We start from the raw sequence: 15,979 nt of genomic DNA on the forward strand, positions 1-15,979 counted from the left end.
TGCACGAATGGATGCCCTTCACGCCACCGATCCCGCCCAGCGCGCCAGGAAGACCGCCATGCCCCCGCCCCCCGATCCCGCCGTACTGCGCGGCATGCCGCTGTTCGCCGGGCTGGATGCCGAGGCGCTGGCCGAGGCCGTTGCGCTGGCGCGGCCCCGGCTGCATGTCCGTGGCACCGCCGTCTTCAGCCAGGGCGAAGCGGCGGCGGCCGGCCATGCGCTGATCGACGGGCGGGTGAAGATCGTGCAGACCGGCCCCGACGGGCAGCAGGTGGTGATGCGCTTCATCGGCCCCGGCGAGATGTTCGGGACGCTGGCGATCTTCACCGACGGGTTCTATCCGGCCGATGCCGTCGCGGTGGCCGATTGCGTCGAGCTGTCCTGGCCGGCTGCCGCGATGACCGAGCTGATGGACCGCCATCCCGCCATCGCCCGCAACGCGCTGTCGATTGTCGGCGGGCGGCTGCGCGAAGTGCAGAACCGCCTGCGCGAGGTGGCGACGGAGCGGGTGGAGCGCCGCATCGCCCACGCCCTGCTGCGGCTGGTGCGCCATGCCGGGCGGCGGGTGGAGGCCGGGGTGGCGATCGACTTCCCGCTGTCGCGCCAGGATGTGGCGGAGATGACCGGCACGACGCTGCACACCGTCAGCCGCACCCTGTCGGCCTGGGAAAGCCAGGGCATCGTCGAGAGCGGCCGGCAGCAGGTGGTGATCCGCAAGCCCCATGCACTGGTCGCCATCGCCGAGGATCTGCCGCCGGTGCCGCCTCTGCCTGGGCGGGAGTAATGGGGCGGGAGTGACCGCGGGCAGGGTTGCGGTGGCGCAAAGACCGGTCTGGGCCGGGCGGTTAGGGTGGCGGCCTGTCCCCCGGTGCCGGAGCATGCCGAGATGGCCGTCCAACCGTCCCCTGCCGATCTGACCATAGCCGACTTGACGACGCCCGATTTGACGATGGCCGAGCTGATGAGCGTCCGGCCGGCGGTGGTGCCGGTGCTGCTGCGCCATGGCCTCGCCTGCCCCGGCTGCGCCATGGCGCCCTTCATGACGGTGCGCGAGGCGGCCGGGGCCTATGGGCTGGAGCTTGGCGCCCTGCTGGCCGAATTCGCCGCCGTGGAATTCGCTGCCGCGGATGTGCGGACCATCCCTTCCGCAATCTCTTCCGGGGAGACCGTGCGATGCACACCGACAGCCTGACCGGACGCCTCCTGCATGACGACCACCACCGGGTGATGGAGCTGCTCGACCGGCTGGACGCCCTGTTCGGTCGCCATGGCGAGGACAGCCTGCCGGTGCTGACGGCGGAGGAGCGGGACATCGTCGCCGATCTCGCCGCCGAGCTGGACGGGCCGCTGGACAGCCATTTCGCGGCGGAGGAGGCGCTGTTCCCGGCGCTGGCCGCCGCGGGCGGGCACGAGTGGACGGCCGACCTGCTGGACGACCACGAGCACATGCGCCCGATTGCCCGCCGTCTGGGCCGCTTCTGCGCCCTGGCCCTGCGCGAGGGGTTCGACTGGGACAGCTGGCCGGTCTTCCGCAGCTTCGGCGAGGAGCTGGTCCGGGTGCTGGTCCTGCACATCCAGAAGGAGGAGACGACGCTGGTGCCGGCCACCGACGCCCTGCTGTCGGCCGAGGAGGACCGGGCCTTCGCCACCGCGATGAGCGGCTGAGCGCCCGACCCGTTCCGGGGTTTGTGCTGGAGCAAAGAAGGGGGCGGCGATCCGGGCTACAGGGGGGCATGGCGATCCTGCCGCTCCCCCACAGACCAGACGGACGACGATGCCGACCATGACCTCCCCCACCGCGCCCACCGCCCCCCACGCCGAGCGGGCCGAACCGGTTCTCGATCTCCGCGCCATCCCGCCCTACCAGCGCCACCAGCTGATTTTCGCGTCGGTGCAGGATCTGACGCCCGGCGACGGTTTCTCGCTGGTCAACGACCATGACCCGCGGCCGCTGCACCACCAGCTGCTCAGCCTGTTCGGTGCGACCTTCTCATGGGAGTATCTGCAACAGGGGCCTGAGGTCTGGCAGGTCCGCATTTCCCGGCCCGAGGAGGCGGCGGCGGCCAGCCTGCGCGTGTGCATCGACCGCAACGGCGACGTGACGGTGGTGGCCGGCGATGCGAAGCTGGGTCCGGACGGCAGCGGCGCCTCGGTCTGCGAGGTGACGGATGTCCCGCCGGGCACCCCGGAGGGAGACGTGCTGGCGCTGTTGCAGGGCGTGATCCCGCCGGCCGGCGTGGTCAGCATCGCCTATGAGCGGCTGCTGGCCCGGCGCAACGGCTCCTGCTGCGGCGGCATGTGCGGCTGAGGAGTCCGTTTCGCTGATGGCCCCGCTTCGCTGATGGGCAGGGTTGCGGCAACCATTTCCGTCCCCGTCCGGTTCTGTGTGCGAGGCATCGCCGCATCGCACACAGAACGCCGGATCAGGAGACAGGCATGGACCGCAAGGACGACACCGTCACGCCGCAGGACCCGCGCACGAAATATCCGCGCCCGCCCTTCAACGGCCAGTCGCAGCCCTGGCCGGGGCTGGCCCGCGACATGGACCCGCCGCCCGACCATGGCGAGACCAGCTACAAGGGCTCCGGCCGGCTGGCCGGGCGCCGGGCGCTGATCACCGGCGGCGATTCCGGCATGGGCCGGGCCGCCGCCATCGCCTATGCCCGCGAGGGCGCCGACGTCGCCATCAATTACTTCCCGACCGAGGAGCCCGACGCCCAGGACGTCGTCGCCCTGATCGAGGAGGCCGGCCGCAAGGCGGTGGCGATCCCCGGCGACCTGCGCGACGAGGAGTTCTGCAAGACGCTGGTGGCCGATGCCGTCGCCGGGCTGGGCGGGCTCGACATCGTCGTCTGCAACGCGGCGCGCCAGCAGGCCTTCCCGTCGATCCTCGATGTGAGCAGCGAGGAGTTCGACGCGACGATGAAGACCAACATCTACGCCCCCTTCTGGATCATCAAGGCCGCCCTGCCCCACCTGAAGCCGGGCTCGGTCATCATCGGCACCACGTCGGAACAGGCCTACGACCCGACGCCGGACCTCTACGCCTATGCCCAGACCAAGGCGGCGACGATGAACTACGTGAAGTCGCTGGCCAAGCAGCTGGCCGACAGGGGCATCCGCGTCAACGGCGTGGCCCCCGGCCCGATCTGGACCCCGTTGCAGGTCAGCGGCGGCGCCAGCCAGGAGAAGCTGAAGCAGTTCGGCAGCCAGACCCCGTTCGGCCGACCTGGCCAGCCGGCCGAACTTGCCAGCATCTATGTCCAGCTCGCGGCGGAGGATGCCAGCTTCACCACCGGCCATGTCTATGGCGCGGCGGGCGGCAGCGGCCAGCCGTAAGGGAGGGCGCCTCAGGGGGATGGAACGGCGTGGAACGTTTTCCGGCGGATGTTCCATCCCGCCCGCTTGCTTGCCCTCACCCCGATGTCAGGCCTTCAACGGCATCGCGAAGGTGAAGCATGTCTCGTCGGCATCGGACCGCACGGCGATCCTGCCGTCATGGGCCTGGGCGATCTCGGATGCGATGTAGAGTCCCAGCCCCAGCCCCCTGCTTTCGGTCCTCTCCGCCCCCCGCCTGAAGGGCAGGAAGAGCGTATCGACCTGCTCCGGCGGAATGGGCCGTCCCGCGTTGGTGACGCGGATGGTCAGTTCGCCCGCGGCGACGGCGGCGCTGATCCCGACCGGCATCGTGCGGGAGCCATGGGTAACGGCGTTCGACAGCAGGTTGGACGCCATCTGGGCGAGGCGGGGATGGTCGGCGGCGACGGTCGCAGGCAGGGCGAACAGTGCGGATATCTCACGGCCGGGATGGGCGATCCGCATTTCATCGACGACGTGCTGGAGAGTCGCCGCGAGATCGCCCTCCGCCACCGTAAGGGCGATGCCCCCGCCCATCCGTGCCCTCGCCAGATCCATGACGTTCTCGACGAGGCCGGACATCCGCGAAAGGCTCGCCTTCATCAGCCTGAGCACCAGCGGGCTCTGGTGGGTCCAGCCGCCATTCAGCAGGAGGGTCGTCCCGGCATCCAGCGCCGCGATGGGGTTGCGCAGGTCGTGTCCCACCACCGCGACGAACTGTTCACGCAGAGCCGCCAGTTCACGCTCCCGGTCGAGCGACGCGGTCGTCGACCTGAGATGGGCCTCCGTGTCGAGATGATGGGCGATGAGTTCGGCGAAAAGCCGGAAGGCGCCCAGCACCTGCGGGTTGTCGACCTTGGCCGGGTTCGGGTCGATGGCGCAGAGCGTGCCCCAGAACTCGCCGTCCGCCAGGACGATCGGTTCGGAGATATAGCTCCTCAGCCCATAGGTCCGGGGGGTGTGGTGGTCGCAGTACCGGGGATCCGCGGTGGCGTCGTCGAAGGCGATGGTCCGGCGATGGCCCCGGACCTCGTTGCAGAGCGTGCTCTCGACCGGCAGTTCGCCGCCGGGCTTCAGGCCGAAGCCCACCGGGTCGAGCACTTGGCAGGCGACCCAGCGTGTCTCCGTCACACGGGCGACGGCGGCGAAGCCCATGCCGGTCATGCGCAGCACGACGTCGAGGATGGTCGGAACGGCCGCGATCCCGGCGACCCTTCCGATGCTCGCGGCGATGTCCTCGGCGGCGGTATCTTTGGCGGCGGTGTCATGCCCCGGGATGCGGGGATGCGCCTGCTGGCCGGCCTTCAGCGCCGCAATGACCTCGGCGGTCTCCAGGGCGGTCGCGGCGGCTTCCGCTAGGGCTTCGAGCGTTTCGACTTCCCAGCCATCCGGGTCATAGGGCTGCGCCCAATAGGCCCCTATCGCCGCGATGGGGTTATCGGCACGCACCGGCACCATCGCGACCGCGCGCACGAAGGTTTCGCGGTAGAGTTCATAGGGAATCCGCTCGTCAAGCGAGATGTCGGGAATGACGGCAGTTTTCCGGTTGATCATCGACCATCCGCTGATGCAGGCGGAGGCGGGAAACTTCTGCCCCTTCCACAGCGGACCGATCGCGTCCTCCTCCACATAGTGGCAAAGATCGCCCTCCTTCAGGACGATGGCGATCCCCTGGCAGCCGATCAGGGACCTCGCGCTGGCCCGGATGGTCGCGACGACATCATCGGTGCTTTTCGCCCGCGAGATCTGCGCAAGCGCCTTGGTGAGCGTGGCGAGTGGCGTTGATGGTCTGGAACGCTGATCCATCGGGGGTACGGTCCTCTCCGGCGAAGGCCGTTTCAGCAAGCCGGCACTTTCGCACGAATCCCGTTCCGAAGGGTATGACATCGATGAAGACCCGATCACATTCGGGGGCATGGCGCGGCCGAGCCGTTGCCGGGACCGGGGATCGGCCGGGTTTCAGCCCATCATGTCCTCGCCGGACCGCCGGCGGGCGGATGCGGCGGCCCTTGCCCCGGCGGCTTTCGGCGGCGGAGCGATGCAGAGGTCGAACCCGGCCAGCAGGCCCAGGCTCAGGATCGACGTGGCGGCGCTGATGCAGAGGATGGTCATGGGATCGCTCCGTCCGAAAGGGCTGACATCTCGGTGCCGTTCAATCGACCGGGGGCGGTCGGCGGCATGGGGCGATCCTGGACGCATCCGGCTTCCGCTGCTGTGAGTGGCGCCACAGCCCGGCAGCGTCGGCGGGTGCTTACGGCCTGCCGGCTTCGTTGTCCTTCTTTGCCCGTTCCTGCTTCGCCTTGTCGTGATGCCACTTGATGGCGAAGAACATCCCCGTACCCAACACGATGATCTTGAACGGGAAGAAGACCAGAGGGAACCAGTCGTACATTTTGAGCATCTCCAGGATACGACGCCGTCATTCGTCAGGGGAGGCCGGCGGCGGTCGGGTCGGGCGCGGGTCCTTGTCTGCGGGCGGAAGACAGACGGCTGTTCGGATGACATCGCATGGTCCCTCAGGAGGAAATCCAAGCAATTCATCCATACAATGAGGCGATGTATGCTCTGGTGAGGCCTACAATGTCAACAGATATGCATGCAATGCACCCTTGAGATTCATACGGCCATGGACGACATGGCGGATGCCTCGGCCGGAAAATCGGCCGCTTGGCACGATCCCCTAGCGTGATCCCCTAGCGCGATCCCCCGGCAGGCCCCGGCGGTCCTTCGGGGCGCTGCGCTGAAACACCGCATCGGCCGGGAGGGGCGCCGGCTGTACGACCTTGGGCGGCCGCTCCGGGCCGGCGAGCGCGGCCTGACGCCAAGGGCTTTTTCAAGCGTGAACTTGACCGAGGTCAATGACGTCAGGCGGTTACCGGCTTTCATGGGCGGCGGAATGACCGATGAGGAGGGAAGCCGCCCATGCGCGATCCCGATGCCGCACAGACTGTTTCCGTTTCCAATTCCCCCACCGGCGAGCGTGCCCGCCGGTTCGAGACCGGATTGAGCCGGGCCGGGCTGGGGCTGGTGCCCAGGCTGGGGCGGCGGGCCAGCGATGCGCTGCTCGCCCGGCTGCTGCGGCTGCTGGCCGACCGTCATCCGCGCGCCTTCGAGGCCCTGCGCGAGATGCCGGACGCCCGCGTGCTGATCGAGCCGGTGGATGCGCCGGTGGCGCTGCTGATGCGCGTCGGGCCCGAGCTGTCGCTGCATGCCCTGCCGCGCGGCGCCGACGGTGTGGGCGAGGCGGGGGGCGAAGCGGTGGTGCGCGGGCCTTACGACAAGCTGCTCGACCTGCTGGAAGGGCGGATCGACGGCGATGCGCTGTTCTTCCGGCGCGAGCTGAGCATTTCCGGCGACACCGCGCTGATCCTGGCGTTGCGCAACACGCTGGACGGCGAGGACGAGATGGATCTGGTGGCCGATGCCGCTTCCATCGCCGGGCCGCTGGCTCGCGCCCTGCCGGTGCTGCGGCGCAATGCCGGGCCGGTGCTGGACCGGATCGACGCGGCGCGCCGGCTGCTGCCGCCGCCGCTGCGCCGCGGGATCGAGCGGCTGGAGGCACGGCTCGGGGGGGCGGCGGGGACGCTGCCCGGCAGTCTGCCCAGGACGTTGCCGGGAACGGGGGCGTAGGGGATCATGGACAATTTCGAACTGATCTGCCCGGCGGGGACGCCGGCCGCCTTGCGTGCCGCCGTCGATGCCGGGGCCGATGCCGTCTATCTCGGCTTCCGCGACGAGACCAACGCCCGCAATTTTCCGGGCCTGAACTTCACTCGGCAGGATGTGGCCGACGCGGTGGATTACGCCCATGCGCGCCGCGTCGAGGTCTATGTCGCCATCAACACCTACCCGCAGGCGGGCAATCTCGGCCCCTGGCAGAAGGCGGTGGACGATGCGGCGCGGCTGAAGGTGGATGCCGTCATCATGGCGGATCCGGGGCTGCTGGCCTATGCCGCGAAGCGCCATCCCGACCTGCGCCTGCATCTGTCGGTCCAGGCCTCGGCTGCCAATGTCGAGGCGATCCGGCTGTACCGCGAGGCCTTCGGCGTGCGCCGGGTCGTGCTGCCGCGCGTGCTGACGGTGCCGGAAATCGCCAAGCTGAACGCCGAGATCGACATCGAGACCGAGGTGTTCGTCTTCGGCGGCCTCTGCCCGATGGCGGAGGGGCGCTGTTCGCTGTCCTCCTACGCCACCGGCCTGTCGCCCAACAAGCAGGGCGTCTGTTCGCCGGCCAACCATGTCCGCTACGAGCAGCGGGGCGGCGCGCTCGCCTCGACGCTGGGCGGCTTCACCATCAATGTGTTCGGCGAGGGCGAGCAGGCCGGCTATCCGACGCTGTGCAAGGGCCGCTTTGTCGCGGGGGACGGGCCTGCCTACCTGTTCGAGGAGCCGACCAGCCTCAACGCCATGGATTTGCTGCCGGAGCTGAAGGCGGCCGGCGTGCGGGCGCTGAAGATCGAGGGACGGCAGCGCGGCAAGGCCTATATCGCCGCGGTGGTCCGCGCCTATCGCGAGGCGCTGGAAACATTCGCCGCCGGCCGGCCGGTGCCGCACATCGATCTGCAGGCGATGGTCGAGGGTGGAACCCAGACGACCGGCGCTTACACCCGCGCGTGGCGATGAGGAGTTTTTCGGAATGACTGCGTCACTCACTTTGGGGCCGGTGCTGTTCAACTGGCCGGTCGACCGCTGGCGCGACTTCTACGCCCGCATCGCCGACGAGGCGCCGGTGGACACGGTGGTCGTCGGCGAGATTGTCTGCTTCAAGCGGGCGCCCTTCTTCGCCGAGGCGATGGGCGAGGTGATCGAACGGCTGAGCGCCGCCGGCAAGACGGTGTGGCTCGCCAGCCCGATCCTGGTCGGCAGCGAGCGCGAGCGGTCGGCGATGCGCGATCTGGTGGGATCGGATGCCGGGCTGCCGGAAGGCGGCGTGATCGAGGCGAACGACATGGGGGCGCTGGCCCTGCTGGCCGGGCGGCCCCATGCGGTCGGGCCGACGATCAATGTCTACAACGAGGCGACGCTGGGCTGGATGGCCGGGCGGGGGGCGGTGGCGGTGTCGCTGCCGGCGGAACTGCCGGCGGCCACCGTCGCCGTGCTGGCGAAGGCCGGGCGGGAACTGGGGATCGAGACCGAGGTGCAGGTCTGGGGGCGGGCGCCGCTCGCCATCTCGGCCCGCTGCTATCACGCGCGCGCCCATGGGCTGCACAAGGACGGCTGCCAGTTCGTCTGCGGCAACGACCCGGACGGCATGCCGGTGACGACGATGGACGGCCAGCCCTTCCTGACCGTCAACGGCACGCAGACGATGTCGCACGGCTGCCTGTGTCTGGCGGCGGAGATGCCGGCGCTGGTGGCGATGGGAGTGGACCGCTTCCGCCTGTCGCCGCAGGCGATGGACATGGTGCGGGTCGCCGAGGCCTTCCGCGCCGTGCTGGACGGGCGCCGCGACGGGGCGGAGGTCGCCGCCGAACTGGGCGGGCTGATCGACGCGCCGCTGGTCAACGGCTTCTACCACGACACCGCGGGGGCTCTGCGGGTGGCGTGAGGGTCAGGCGAACGGATAAACCCTCTCCCGTCCCGGGAGAGGGAAGGGGCCCATGCGGAGCATGGGAAGGGTGAGGGGTTAGGCACGAAGCCATGCGTTTCGGGTTGCTTGGATCACCCCTCACCCTCCCCACGCCTTCGGCGCGGGTCCCCTGCCTCTCCCGGGGCGGGAGAGGGTATCAGAAGGCGATCGCGTTCCCCCTCGTCCCCGTTTTTCAGGCGGGCAGCCGCAGGATGCGGCCGTCGGGGTGGGTGAAGCGGGCGGTGACGCCGGGATATGCGGCCAGGATGGCCGGAGCCCGCTCCGCCGGCACCACCGACAGGGCGGTCGACAGGGCGTCGGCCGTCGTGGCGTCCGGCGCCTGCACGGTGACCGCCAGCCATCGGGCGGCGCAGGCGCCGCTCGCCGGGTCGAACAGGTGGGTGAAGCGGCCGGCGGCGTCGAACTGCGTGCCGTAGCCGCCCGAGGTCGCCATCGCGCTGTCGGTCAAGTCGACAGTCTCCGTGCTGCGCTCCGCATTCTTGGGGTCGGCGAGGCCGACGGTCCAGGGGCGGCCGGAGGGGTGATGGCCGAGCGCCCGCAGTTCGCCCATGTCGACCAGGACGTTGCCGATGCCTTCGGCCTTCAGCCGCTCGGTCACGCGGTCGGTGACGTAGCCCTGGGCGATGCCGTTCAGCGTCACCGCCATGCCCCTGGCGGCGAAGGCGATGCGGTCGGGCTCCACCCGCAGGGCGCGGACATCGACCAGCGCGCGGGCGGCGCGGATTGCACTCTCCGGCGGGCCGGCGGGGTCGGCGTTCGCGCGGTCGAAATGGCCGGCATAGAGCTGCCACAAGGGCTGTACCGTGGGGTCGAAGGCGCCGCCGGTGGCCCGGCCGAAGGCGGTGGCCTCCGACAGCAGGCGGACGAGGTCGGCGGGCGGGTCGTCCAGCCGGCCGTCGCGGTTCAGGCGGCGCAGCGCGGAGTCGGGGCGGTAGAGGCTGAAGACGCGCTCCAGCCTTTCGACCTCCTCCAGGCTCAGCGCGATCAGGCGGTCGGCCTCGGCCGGGTCGGGGTGGGCGATGGTCAGGCTGGCGTCGGCGCCGAGCGCGACGCCACGCCAGACCCGGACGGGAACCCCGTCCGCCCGCAGCAGGCGGTGCGGCAGAAGCGACAGGCCGGCGGCGACGGCGCCGATGGCGAGGAAGCGGCGTCTGGCCAGGGGGCGGAAGAGAGCGGTTTCCATCAATGCTCTCCCTCGGCCATGGTGGCGGCGGGCGGGGTGAGGATCTGGTCCTCATGCACGTCGGCGAAGCGGAGGACCGTGCCGCCGTTGGCTGCGGCGAAACGCTCGGCGGCGGCCTTGTCGGAGAAGGGATAGGGTTCCGCCTCGCCCATGCCGCCGCGCAGCTTGCTGCCCAGCACGTACCAGGCCTTGCGCGCCTCCACCCAGGCCGTCATGTCGGGGGCGGCGGGGTCCTTGGCCTTCGCCACGTCGGTGACGTAGATGGCGCCGATCTCCTTCGGCTCCTCCGGCAGCATGGTGAAGGCGAAGGTGTCGCGGACGGAGGACAGCCAGATCGGCCGCTCCTGCCCCTTCACCAGGATCTGGCCCTTGGGGCCGGAATGGTCGGCGAGGTTCATGCCGCAATAATGGCCGATGGCGTCGGCGGTCAGGGTGGCGGGCGGTGGCGGGGCGACCTCCGCCTTTTCCTGCTTGCAGGCCGCGAGCGGCAGCAGCAGGGCGGTGGCGATAAGGGCGGTTCGCAGGATGGGGAGGGTGCGCATCAGATCTGCTTCCTCGAAAAGAGGGCGGCGGCCAGCGCCAGCGGGGCGGCGATCCAGCCGGCCATCACCGCCAGCAGCAGCGGGACCGACAGCTGGACATGGGCGGCGAGGCCGGCGGTGCCGGCGAAGGCGCTGACGCCCTTGAAGCCGGTCAGGTTGAACAGGCGGTAGGCATCGGCCGGGTTGGCGAGCAGCAGCCAGTTCAGCGTCTCCACCCCCAGGCCGCTGCCGCTGGCGAGGATGCCGAGCAGGGCCATGTCGTAGAGCAGGACGAAGCACAGCCACACCGCCACCGCGATGCCGGCCGCCGTGCCGCGGTCGCGGACGATGGTGGAGGCGAGATAGCCGAGCGCGGTGAAGGCGGCGCCCAGCATCACGCTGGACCCGATCATCGCGGTGAAGGCGCGCCAGCTGTCGGTCCCGATGGCGGTGCCGCCCATGGCGAGCGCCACCCCGGCGGCGCCGTAGCCGACCACCGTCGCCAGCGCGATCACCGCGGCATGGCCGAGGAACTTGCCGAGCAGGAGTTGCCAGCGCGCCACCGGATAGGACAGCAGCAGCGTCATGGTGCCGCGGTCGATCTCCCCCACCACCGCGTCGAAGGACAGCAGCAGGGCGATCAGCGGCAGCAGGAAGATGGTCAGGCTCGACAGGCTGACGATGGTGACCTCGACCGGGCCGACGCCGACCGTGCCGGTGGGGACCGATCCGAGGAAGCTGAGCGTCAGGGCCAGCGCCGCCATCAGCAGGGTGGTGGCGACGACCCAGCGGTTGCGGGTCGCCTCGCGCAGTTCCTTGCCGGCGATGATCAGGAGCGTGTTCATTCGGCGGCCTCCCGGCGCAGGAAATGGGCGTACATCTCGTCCAGGCTGGGCTGGAGGATCTCGATGTCATCGACGGCGATGGGAGCGGTGGGGCCGTTGCAGGTGATGCGGCGGACCAGGGCGACCTTGTCGTCGTTGGCGCAGGCCAGCTCGACCACGCCGCCGGCCAGCCGGGTCAGGGCGGCGCCCTCCCCCACTCTGGCCGCCAGCGCGTCGATGTCGCCGGTCGGCAGGGTCAGGCGGATGCGGACCGGCAACTGGGCGAGGCTGCGCAGGGTGGCGAGCGAACCGTCGGCGACCTTGCGGCCGCGATTCATCACCACCACACGGTCGGCCTGCCCCTCCAGCTCGGTCAGGGCGTGGCTGCACAGCAGGATGGTGGTGCCGCGGTCGCGCAGCTCGGCGACGATGGCGTAGAAGCTCTGGCGCAGCGCCGGGTCGAGGCCGGTGGTCGGCTCGTCGAGGAACAGCAGCTTCGGGCCGCCGAGCAGGGCCTGGGCCAGGGCCAGGCGCTGGCGCATGCCCTTGGAGTAGGTCGAGACGCGGCGCCGGATGGCGGCGGGCTCCAGCCCGACCTTTTCGAACAGCGCGTCGTTGTCGCGGCAGGGTGCGCCCTTCAGCCGGGCGTAGAAATCCAGCGTCTCCCGCCCGGTCATGCTGGGATGGAAGGCGACATTCTCCGGCAGGAAGCCGATCCGGCGGCGGATGGGGGAACAGGCGGCGCTGGCCGGGTCGCCGCCCAGCACGCGGATGCGGCCCTCCGTCGGGGTGGTCAGGCCGAGCATCAGCTTGATCAGCGAGCTTTTGCCGGCGCCGTTGTGGCCGACCATCGCCACGCATTCGCCGGGCGCCAGCGTCAGGTCCACGCCGCGCACCGCCTCGGTCTCGCCATAGCGCTTGGTGACGCCCTGCACCTCCGCGGTGAAGTCGGTCATGGCTGTTTCCTTTCGGCATTCAGGCTTTGGGCGGATTGGACGAGTGTGGGCATGGGGGGCGGCGTCATCAGGGGGGCGCTGTCGATCACGCCGCCGGGGTGCAGGGCCGGGAACTGCTTCTGCGCCCAGCGGATCACCTGGACGCCGGGGCTGTTCATCAGCAGCTTGGCCGCCGGGTACTCCCACATCACCCGGTCGACCACGTCGTTGGGGCGATAGGGTTCGTCGGAGATGCCGTCGCCGTTCAGGTCGAAGGCGGCATTGTCGGACCAGTAGTTGCCGCGCCCATTCTCCGACCAGTCGAGATAGCGGGTGCCGACATACTTCACCTGGGTGCGGTTGCCGATGAAGGCGTTGCCGGTCAGGCTGTTGCGTTCCGACCCGGCGGTGAAATGGACGCCGATCTCGCAGCCGTCGAACCGGTTGCCGGTGAAGCGGTTCTTGTTGGCGTTGTAGATGAAGACGCATTTCCAGGTGCCGCTGCGCAGCCGGTCGCTCATCGCCTCGCTGTCGCGCGGGATGTCGCTGTCGGGCAGCGCCTCGCCGGCATCGGACAGCGCACCGGCGAAGCGGCCTTCGATCACGTTGCCTTCGATGCGCGAGCTGTTGGCGTTGTTCAGCATCAGCCCGTGTTCGCGGTCCGCCCTGGAGCGGTTGTTGCGGATCAGCAGGTTGTTGGAGAACATCACCGCATAGCCGACATTGTTGGCGATGGAGACGTTGTCGGTCAGCTCGGAATCGTTGGTGTACATGTAGTGGACGGCGAACCGGACATGCTCGAACCGGTTGCCGGAGAAGACGTTCTTGCGGGACGAGGTGGTGAACAGCCCGTCGCGCCCCTCGCGCACGCTGTTGTCGAGCACGCGGGTGCCCGGCGCGTTCCACAGCTGGATGCCGTTGCCGCGTTCCGACACGCGCAGGTCGGTGCGGCCGACGATGTCGTTGCGGCGGACCAGGCTGTCGGCGGCGCCCCAGATATAGACCCCGATCAGATTGTCGCGCAGGCGGTTGTCCTCGACCACCGCGCCGCGGGCCTCCTTGCCGAGGAAGATTCCGGCATTCTGGTCGATCAGGCTGAGGCCGGAATTGCGGATTTCCAGATGCCGCAGCGTGACGTTGGGGGCGAGGATGGTGAGCGTGCTGCCGCTGCCCTGCCCGTCGATGATTGCCCCCGGCTCGCCGGTCAGGGTGACCGGGGTGCGGACGGTCAGCGGGCCGGGATGGACGCCGGCAGCCAGCACCAGCGTGTCTCCGGGCGCCGCGGACGCCAGCGCCGCCTCCAGTCCGCCGGGGGCGACCGTCGCCGTGGCGGCGAGCGCCGGGGCTGGCAGGGCGAGGGCGGCGGCGAGGAGTGTCGCGGTGCGGAGGAACATGGAGGTGTCCGTTGGTGGAGGATTGATCCCCTCTCCCGTCCCGGGAGAGGGAGGGACCCGCCGAAGGCGGGAGGGTGAGGGGTGATCCGAACATGGATTTTTATCCTTGGATCACCCCTCACCCTTCCCATGGCAAAGCCATGGGCCCCTTCCCTCTCCCGGGGCGGGAGAGGGAGAACTCAGTCGATCAGGTCGAGGACGGCTCGACGATCATGCGGCCGGCCATCTCCATGTGCAGGGCGTGGCAGAACCACTGGCAGTAGTACCAGTAGACACCAGCCCGGTCGGCGGTGAAGGTCACCGACGCCGTCGCCTGCGGGCCGACCTCCATGCAGACGCCGTAGTTGGTGATGCTGAAGCCGTGGGTCAGGTCGTCGATGTCGTCCATGTTGGTGACATAGACGGTGACCTCGTCACCCTGCTTGACGGTAAAGTCCTCCAGACCGAAGGCCGGGGCGCGCTGCCACATGTAGACGCGGACCTTCTTGCCGTCGCGGATGACCTTGGCGTCATCCTCCAGCACCACGCCGTCCTTCTTGGCCTGCTGGCGCGCCTCTTCCCACAGCGGGTCGTTGCGGTCGTAGACCGAGCGCGGGTTCACCTTGGAGCGGTGGACGATCAGCGTGTCGTGCGGCTCGGCGAAGGTGGGGCCGTCATGCACCAGCTTCATCTCGTCGCCGGAGATGTCGATCAACTGGTCGTTCTCCGGCTTCAGCGGGCCGACGTTGAGGAAACGGTCCTTGGAGAACTTGTTCAGCGACACCAGCCACTTGCCGTCGGCCTCCTTGGTCTCGCCCATCGAGGTGTGGTTGTGGCCGGGCTGGTACTGGACGTCCAGCTTCTGGACGATCGGGTCGATTTTCTCGCCCTTGAAGGCGCGACGGGCCTTGTCGATGTTCCACTTCACCACCTGGCTGTCGAGGAACAGGGTGGTGTAGGCGTTGCCGCGGCCGTCATAGGCGGTGTGAAGCGGGCCGAGGCCGAGCTGCGGTTCGGCGACCACCACGTCGCGCGGCTTGATCTTGTCGTCGAACAGATCGTCGAGCAGGCGCACGTCGAAGACGGTGACGGTCGGCGACAGCTTGCCGTTGACGGCGACGTGGATGCCGTCGGGGGCGGCGTTGATGCCGTGCGGGTTGGCCGGCACCGGGATGTAGCGGGTGTAGGGGCTGCCATGGCGGCCATCGACCACCGGCACGCCGTTCACCGCCTGGATCTTGCCGGCCTTCACCGCCTCGTCGATGCGCTTCAGGTTGAAGACGACGACCCAGTCCTGCTCGCCGCTGGTCATCTCAGCCGCGGTGACGCCCTCTTCCGAGTCATAGCAGGTGGAGAAGGCGTATTTGCCCTGATAGTCGGCGTCGGTGTTGTCGAGGTTGCCGTCGACCCAGACCTGCCACGCGATCTTCATCGTATCGCCGTCGATGGCGGTGAAGTGCGACTTGTAGGCCTTGGTGGCGGTCAGGTCGCGGCCGTCGTTCGGGGTCGGCACGCGCTGCTCGCCGTTGGCGAAGACGTAGCCGGTGCGCGGGTAGCGCTGCGGGCGCAGACCGTGGATGGCGGCGGCGTTGGGGATCTCGATGATGGTGTCGGTCTTCATGATGTCGCAGCGGATGCGCGCGACACGGGTGTTGGCCTTGTCGTTGATGAAGATGTAACGGCCGTCATAGGTGCCGTCGGTGAAGGACATGTGCGGGTGGTGGGCGTCGCCGTTCAGATAGATGCCGCCGCGCGTCTCCAGAAACTTCTTGGTTTCCGGCAGCATATGCTCGGTCAGGATCTTCCGGCTCTCGTTGGTCATGCCCCAGCCGGTGGCGGAGCAGCGGTTGAAGACCGGAATCCGCATCAGCTCGCGCATCGACGGCAGGCCGAGGATACGGACTTCGCCGGAATGCCCGCCGGAATGGAAGGCGTAATATTCGTCGAGGTCGCCCGGCTTCACTTCGGCGTTGAGGTGGCCGGCCTGGGCGTTCGCCGCCAGGGCTTCGGTGGCGCCGAACAGGGCGCTGCCCGCGATGCCGCCGGCGGTCGCTCCGCCCACGGCACCGCCGAGGCCGGCGAGCGCCGCCGCCTTCGCCGTTCCGCCCAGTAGCGCGCGGCGGTTGACGCCTGCGCTGTTGTTGGTCTCGCTCGACATGGTCTGCTCCTTCGCTGCCCCCGGCTTTCGGGGGTGTC

At 69.4% G+C, this 15,979-nt stretch carries 17 protein-coding genes; 8 read left to right on the forward strand and 9 right to left on the reverse strand.

Annotated features, from left to right (window positions below; all coding sequences use genetic code 11):
* The first annotated feature begins 58 nt into the window (after positions 1-58).
* The 5 genes from ABNQ39_RS26255 (at position 59) to ABNQ39_RS26275 (ending at position 3,339) form a co-directional block, all read left to right on the forward strand.
* Positions 59-784: a Crp/Fnr family transcriptional regulator gene (locus ABNQ39_RS26255; protein WP_376963907.1), complete on the forward strand. Its 726-nt coding sequence runs from the start codon at positions 59-61 to the stop codon at positions 782-784.
* A gap of 102 nt (positions 785-886) precedes the next feature.
* Positions 887-1,192 carry a DUF1858 domain-containing protein gene (locus ABNQ39_RS26260; RefSeq protein WP_376963910.1) on the forward strand — a complete coding sequence of 102 codons (306 nt, stop codon included), beginning with the start codon at positions 887-889 and terminating at the stop codon, positions 1,190-1,192.
* A complete protein-coding gene (locus ABNQ39_RS26265) occupies positions 1,174-1,665 on the forward strand; it encodes a hemerythrin domain-containing protein (protein WP_376963913.1) in 492 nt (163 codons plus the stop codon). Before ABNQ39_RS26260 ends, ABNQ39_RS26265 begins: the two co-directional genes overlap by 19 nt.
* 118 nt (positions 1,666-1,783) lie before the next feature.
* Positions 1,784-2,308, forward strand: a complete 525-nt coding sequence (locus ABNQ39_RS26270) for a DUF2249 domain-containing protein (RefSeq protein ID WP_376963916.1) — start codon at positions 1,784-1,786, stop codon at positions 2,306-2,308.
* A gap of 128 nt (positions 2,309-2,436) precedes the next feature.
* On the forward strand, positions 2,437-3,339 hold the full coding sequence (locus ABNQ39_RS26275; RefSeq protein WP_376963919.1) for an SDR family oxidoreductase: 903 nt from the start codon (positions 2,437-2,439) through the stop codon (positions 3,337-3,339).
* Between the two features lie 87 nt (positions 3,340-3,426).
* On the opposite strand, the gene ABNQ39_RS26280 is transcribed toward ABNQ39_RS26275, so the two are convergent.
* The 3 genes from ABNQ39_RS26280 to ABNQ39_RS26290 form a co-directional block, all read right to left on the reverse strand.
* On the reverse strand, positions 3,427-5,163 hold the full coding sequence (locus ABNQ39_RS26280) for a sensor histidine kinase (RefSeq protein ID WP_376963922.1): 1,737 nt from the start codon (positions 5,161-5,163) through the stop codon (positions 3,427-3,429).
* A gap of 153 nt (positions 5,164-5,316) precedes the next feature.
* Positions 5,317-5,469 carry a hypothetical protein gene (locus ABNQ39_RS26285; protein WP_161958042.1) on the reverse strand — a complete coding sequence of 51 codons (153 nt, stop codon included), beginning with the start codon at positions 5,467-5,469 and terminating at the stop codon, positions 5,317-5,319.
* Between the two features lie 139 nt (positions 5,470-5,608).
* Positions 5,609-5,749, reverse strand: coding sequence for a hypothetical protein (locus tag ABNQ39_RS26290; protein ID WP_376963925.1), 141 nt, complete (start codon positions 5,747-5,749; stop codon positions 5,609-5,611).
* Between the two features lie 530 nt (positions 5,750-6,279).
* On the opposite strand from ABNQ39_RS26290, the gene ubiT reads away from it, so the two are divergent.
* The 3 genes from ubiT to ubiV are packed head-to-tail and all read left to right on the forward strand — an operon-like array spanning position 6,280 to position 8,905.
* Positions 6,280-6,987, forward strand: coding sequence for a ubiquinone anaerobic biosynthesis accessory factor UbiT (gene ubiT, locus ABNQ39_RS26295; protein ID WP_376963928.1), 708 nt, complete (start codon positions 6,280-6,282; stop codon positions 6,985-6,987).
* Positions 6,988-6,993: 6 nt separating this feature from the next.
* Positions 6,994-7,980, forward strand: a complete 987-nt coding sequence (gene ubiU / locus ABNQ39_RS26300) for a ubiquinone anaerobic biosynthesis protein UbiU (RefSeq protein WP_376963931.1) — start codon at positions 6,994-6,996, stop codon at positions 7,978-7,980.
* Between the two features lie 13 nt (positions 7,981-7,993).
* Positions 7,994-8,905, forward strand: a complete 912-nt coding sequence (gene ubiV, locus ABNQ39_RS26305) for a ubiquinone anaerobic biosynthesis protein UbiV (RefSeq protein WP_376963933.1) — start codon at positions 7,994-7,996, stop codon at positions 8,903-8,905.
* Between the two features lie 214 nt (positions 8,906-9,119).
* Here the strand turns inward: ubiV and ABNQ39_RS26310 are convergent, their stop codons facing one another.
* The 6 genes from ABNQ39_RS26310 to nosZ all read right to left on the reverse strand — a co-directional run bounded on the left by ABNQ39_RS26310 (position 9,120) and on the right by nosZ (position 15,941).
* The gene (locus ABNQ39_RS26310; RefSeq protein WP_376963936.1) at positions 9,120-10,130 is read right to left on the reverse strand and encodes an FAD:protein FMN transferase; all 1,011 of its coding nucleotides are present in this window, start codon (positions 10,128-10,130) and stop codon (positions 9,120-9,122) included.
* Positions 10,130-10,672 (reverse strand): nitrous oxide reductase accessory protein NosL, encoded by a 543-nt coding sequence (locus ABNQ39_RS26315; RefSeq protein WP_376963938.1) that lies wholly within the window; start codon positions 10,670-10,672, stop codon positions 10,130-10,132. Before ABNQ39_RS26315 ends, ABNQ39_RS26310 begins: the two co-directional genes overlap by 1 nt.
* Entirely contained in the window at positions 10,672-11,496 is an 825-nt protein-coding gene (locus ABNQ39_RS26320) for an ABC transporter permease (protein WP_376963941.1), read from the reverse strand. Before ABNQ39_RS26320 ends, ABNQ39_RS26315 begins: the two co-directional genes overlap by 1 nt.
* Positions 11,493-12,431: an ABC transporter ATP-binding protein gene (locus tag ABNQ39_RS26325; RefSeq protein WP_376963944.1), complete on the reverse strand. Its 939-nt coding sequence runs from the start codon at positions 12,429-12,431 to the stop codon at positions 11,493-11,495. The genes ABNQ39_RS26320 and ABNQ39_RS26325 overlap by 4 nt, the downstream gene beginning before the upstream one ends.
* Positions 12,428-13,804 carry a nitrous oxide reductase family maturation protein NosD gene (locus tag ABNQ39_RS26330; protein WP_376963947.1) on the reverse strand — a complete coding sequence of 459 codons (1,377 nt, stop codon included), beginning with the start codon at positions 13,802-13,804 and terminating at the stop codon, positions 12,428-12,430. Before ABNQ39_RS26330 ends, ABNQ39_RS26325 begins: the two co-directional genes overlap by 4 nt.
* 187 nt (positions 13,805-13,991) lie before the next feature.
* Positions 13,992-15,941 (reverse strand): TAT-dependent nitrous-oxide reductase, encoded by a 1,950-nt coding sequence (gene nosZ / locus ABNQ39_RS26335; protein WP_376963949.1) that lies wholly within the window; start codon positions 15,939-15,941, stop codon positions 13,992-13,994.
* Positions 15,942-15,979 lie beyond the last annotated feature (38 nt).

The sequence above is a fragment of the Azospirillum sp. A26 genome (assembly GCF_042604635.1).
In the GTDB taxonomy this organism is placed as follows: Bacteria; Pseudomonadota; Alphaproteobacteria; order Azospirillales; family Azospirillaceae; genus Azospirillum; species Azospirillum palustre.

What these genes read in the sequence shown, in the direction of transcription:
- ABNQ39_RS26255 (WP_376963907.1), top strand. Translation starts at nt 59, where the DNA reads ATGCCCCCGCCCCCCGATCCCGCCGTACTGCGCGGCATGCCGCTGTTC.
- ABNQ39_RS26260 (WP_376963910.1), top strand. Translation starts at nt 887, where the DNA reads ATGGCCGTCCAACCGTCCCCTGCCGATCTGACCATAGCCGACTTGACG.
- ABNQ39_RS26265 (WP_376963913.1), top strand. Translation starts at nt 1,174, where the DNA reads ATGCACACCGACAGCCTGACCGGACGCCTCCTGCATGACGACCACCAC.
- ABNQ39_RS26270 (WP_376963916.1), top strand. Translation starts at nt 1,784, where the DNA reads ATGACCTCCCCCACCGCGCCCACCGCCCCCCACGCCGAGCGGGCCGAA.
- ABNQ39_RS26275 (WP_376963919.1), top strand. Translation starts at nt 2,437, where the DNA reads ATGGACCGCAAGGACGACACCGTCACGCCGCAGGACCCGCGCACGAAA.
- ABNQ39_RS26280 (WP_376963922.1), bottom strand. Translation starts at nt 5,163, where the DNA reads ATGGATCAGCGTTCCAGACCATCAACGCCACTCGCCACGCTCACCAAG.
- ABNQ39_RS26285 (WP_161958042.1), bottom strand. Translation starts at nt 5,469, where the DNA reads ATGACCATCCTCTGCATCAGCGCCGCCACGTCGATCCTGAGCCTGGGC.
- ABNQ39_RS26290 (WP_376963925.1), bottom strand. Translation starts at nt 5,749, where the DNA reads ATGTACGACTGGTTCCCTCTGGTCTTCTTCCCGTTCAAGATCATCGTG.
- ubiT (WP_376963928.1), top strand. Translation starts at nt 6,280, where the DNA reads ATGCGCGATCCCGATGCCGCACAGACTGTTTCCGTTTCCAATTCCCCC.
- ubiU (WP_376963931.1), top strand. Translation starts at nt 6,994, where the DNA reads ATGGACAATTTCGAACTGATCTGCCCGGCGGGGACGCCGGCCGCCTTG.
- ubiV (WP_376963933.1), top strand. Translation starts at nt 7,994, where the DNA reads ATGACTGCGTCACTCACTTTGGGGCCGGTGCTGTTCAACTGGCCGGTC.
- ABNQ39_RS26310 (WP_376963936.1), bottom strand. Translation starts at nt 10,130, where the DNA reads ATGGAAACCGCTCTCTTCCGCCCCCTGGCCAGACGCCGCTTCCTCGCC.
- ABNQ39_RS26315 (WP_376963938.1), bottom strand. Translation starts at nt 10,672, where the DNA reads ATGCGCACCCTCCCCATCCTGCGAACCGCCCTTATCGCCACCGCCCTG.
- ABNQ39_RS26320 (WP_376963941.1), bottom strand. Translation starts at nt 11,496, where the DNA reads ATGAACACGCTCCTGATCATCGCCGGCAAGGAACTGCGCGAGGCGACC.
- ABNQ39_RS26325 (WP_376963944.1), bottom strand. Translation starts at nt 12,431, where the DNA reads ATGACCGACTTCACCGCGGAGGTGCAGGGCGTCACCAAGCGCTATGGC.
- ABNQ39_RS26330 (WP_376963947.1), bottom strand. Translation starts at nt 13,804, where the DNA reads ATGTTCCTCCGCACCGCGACACTCCTCGCCGCCGCCCTCGCCCTGCCA.
- nosZ (WP_376963949.1), bottom strand. Translation starts at nt 15,941, where the DNA reads ATGTCGAGCGAGACCAACAACAGCGCAGGCGTCAACCGCCGCGCGCTA.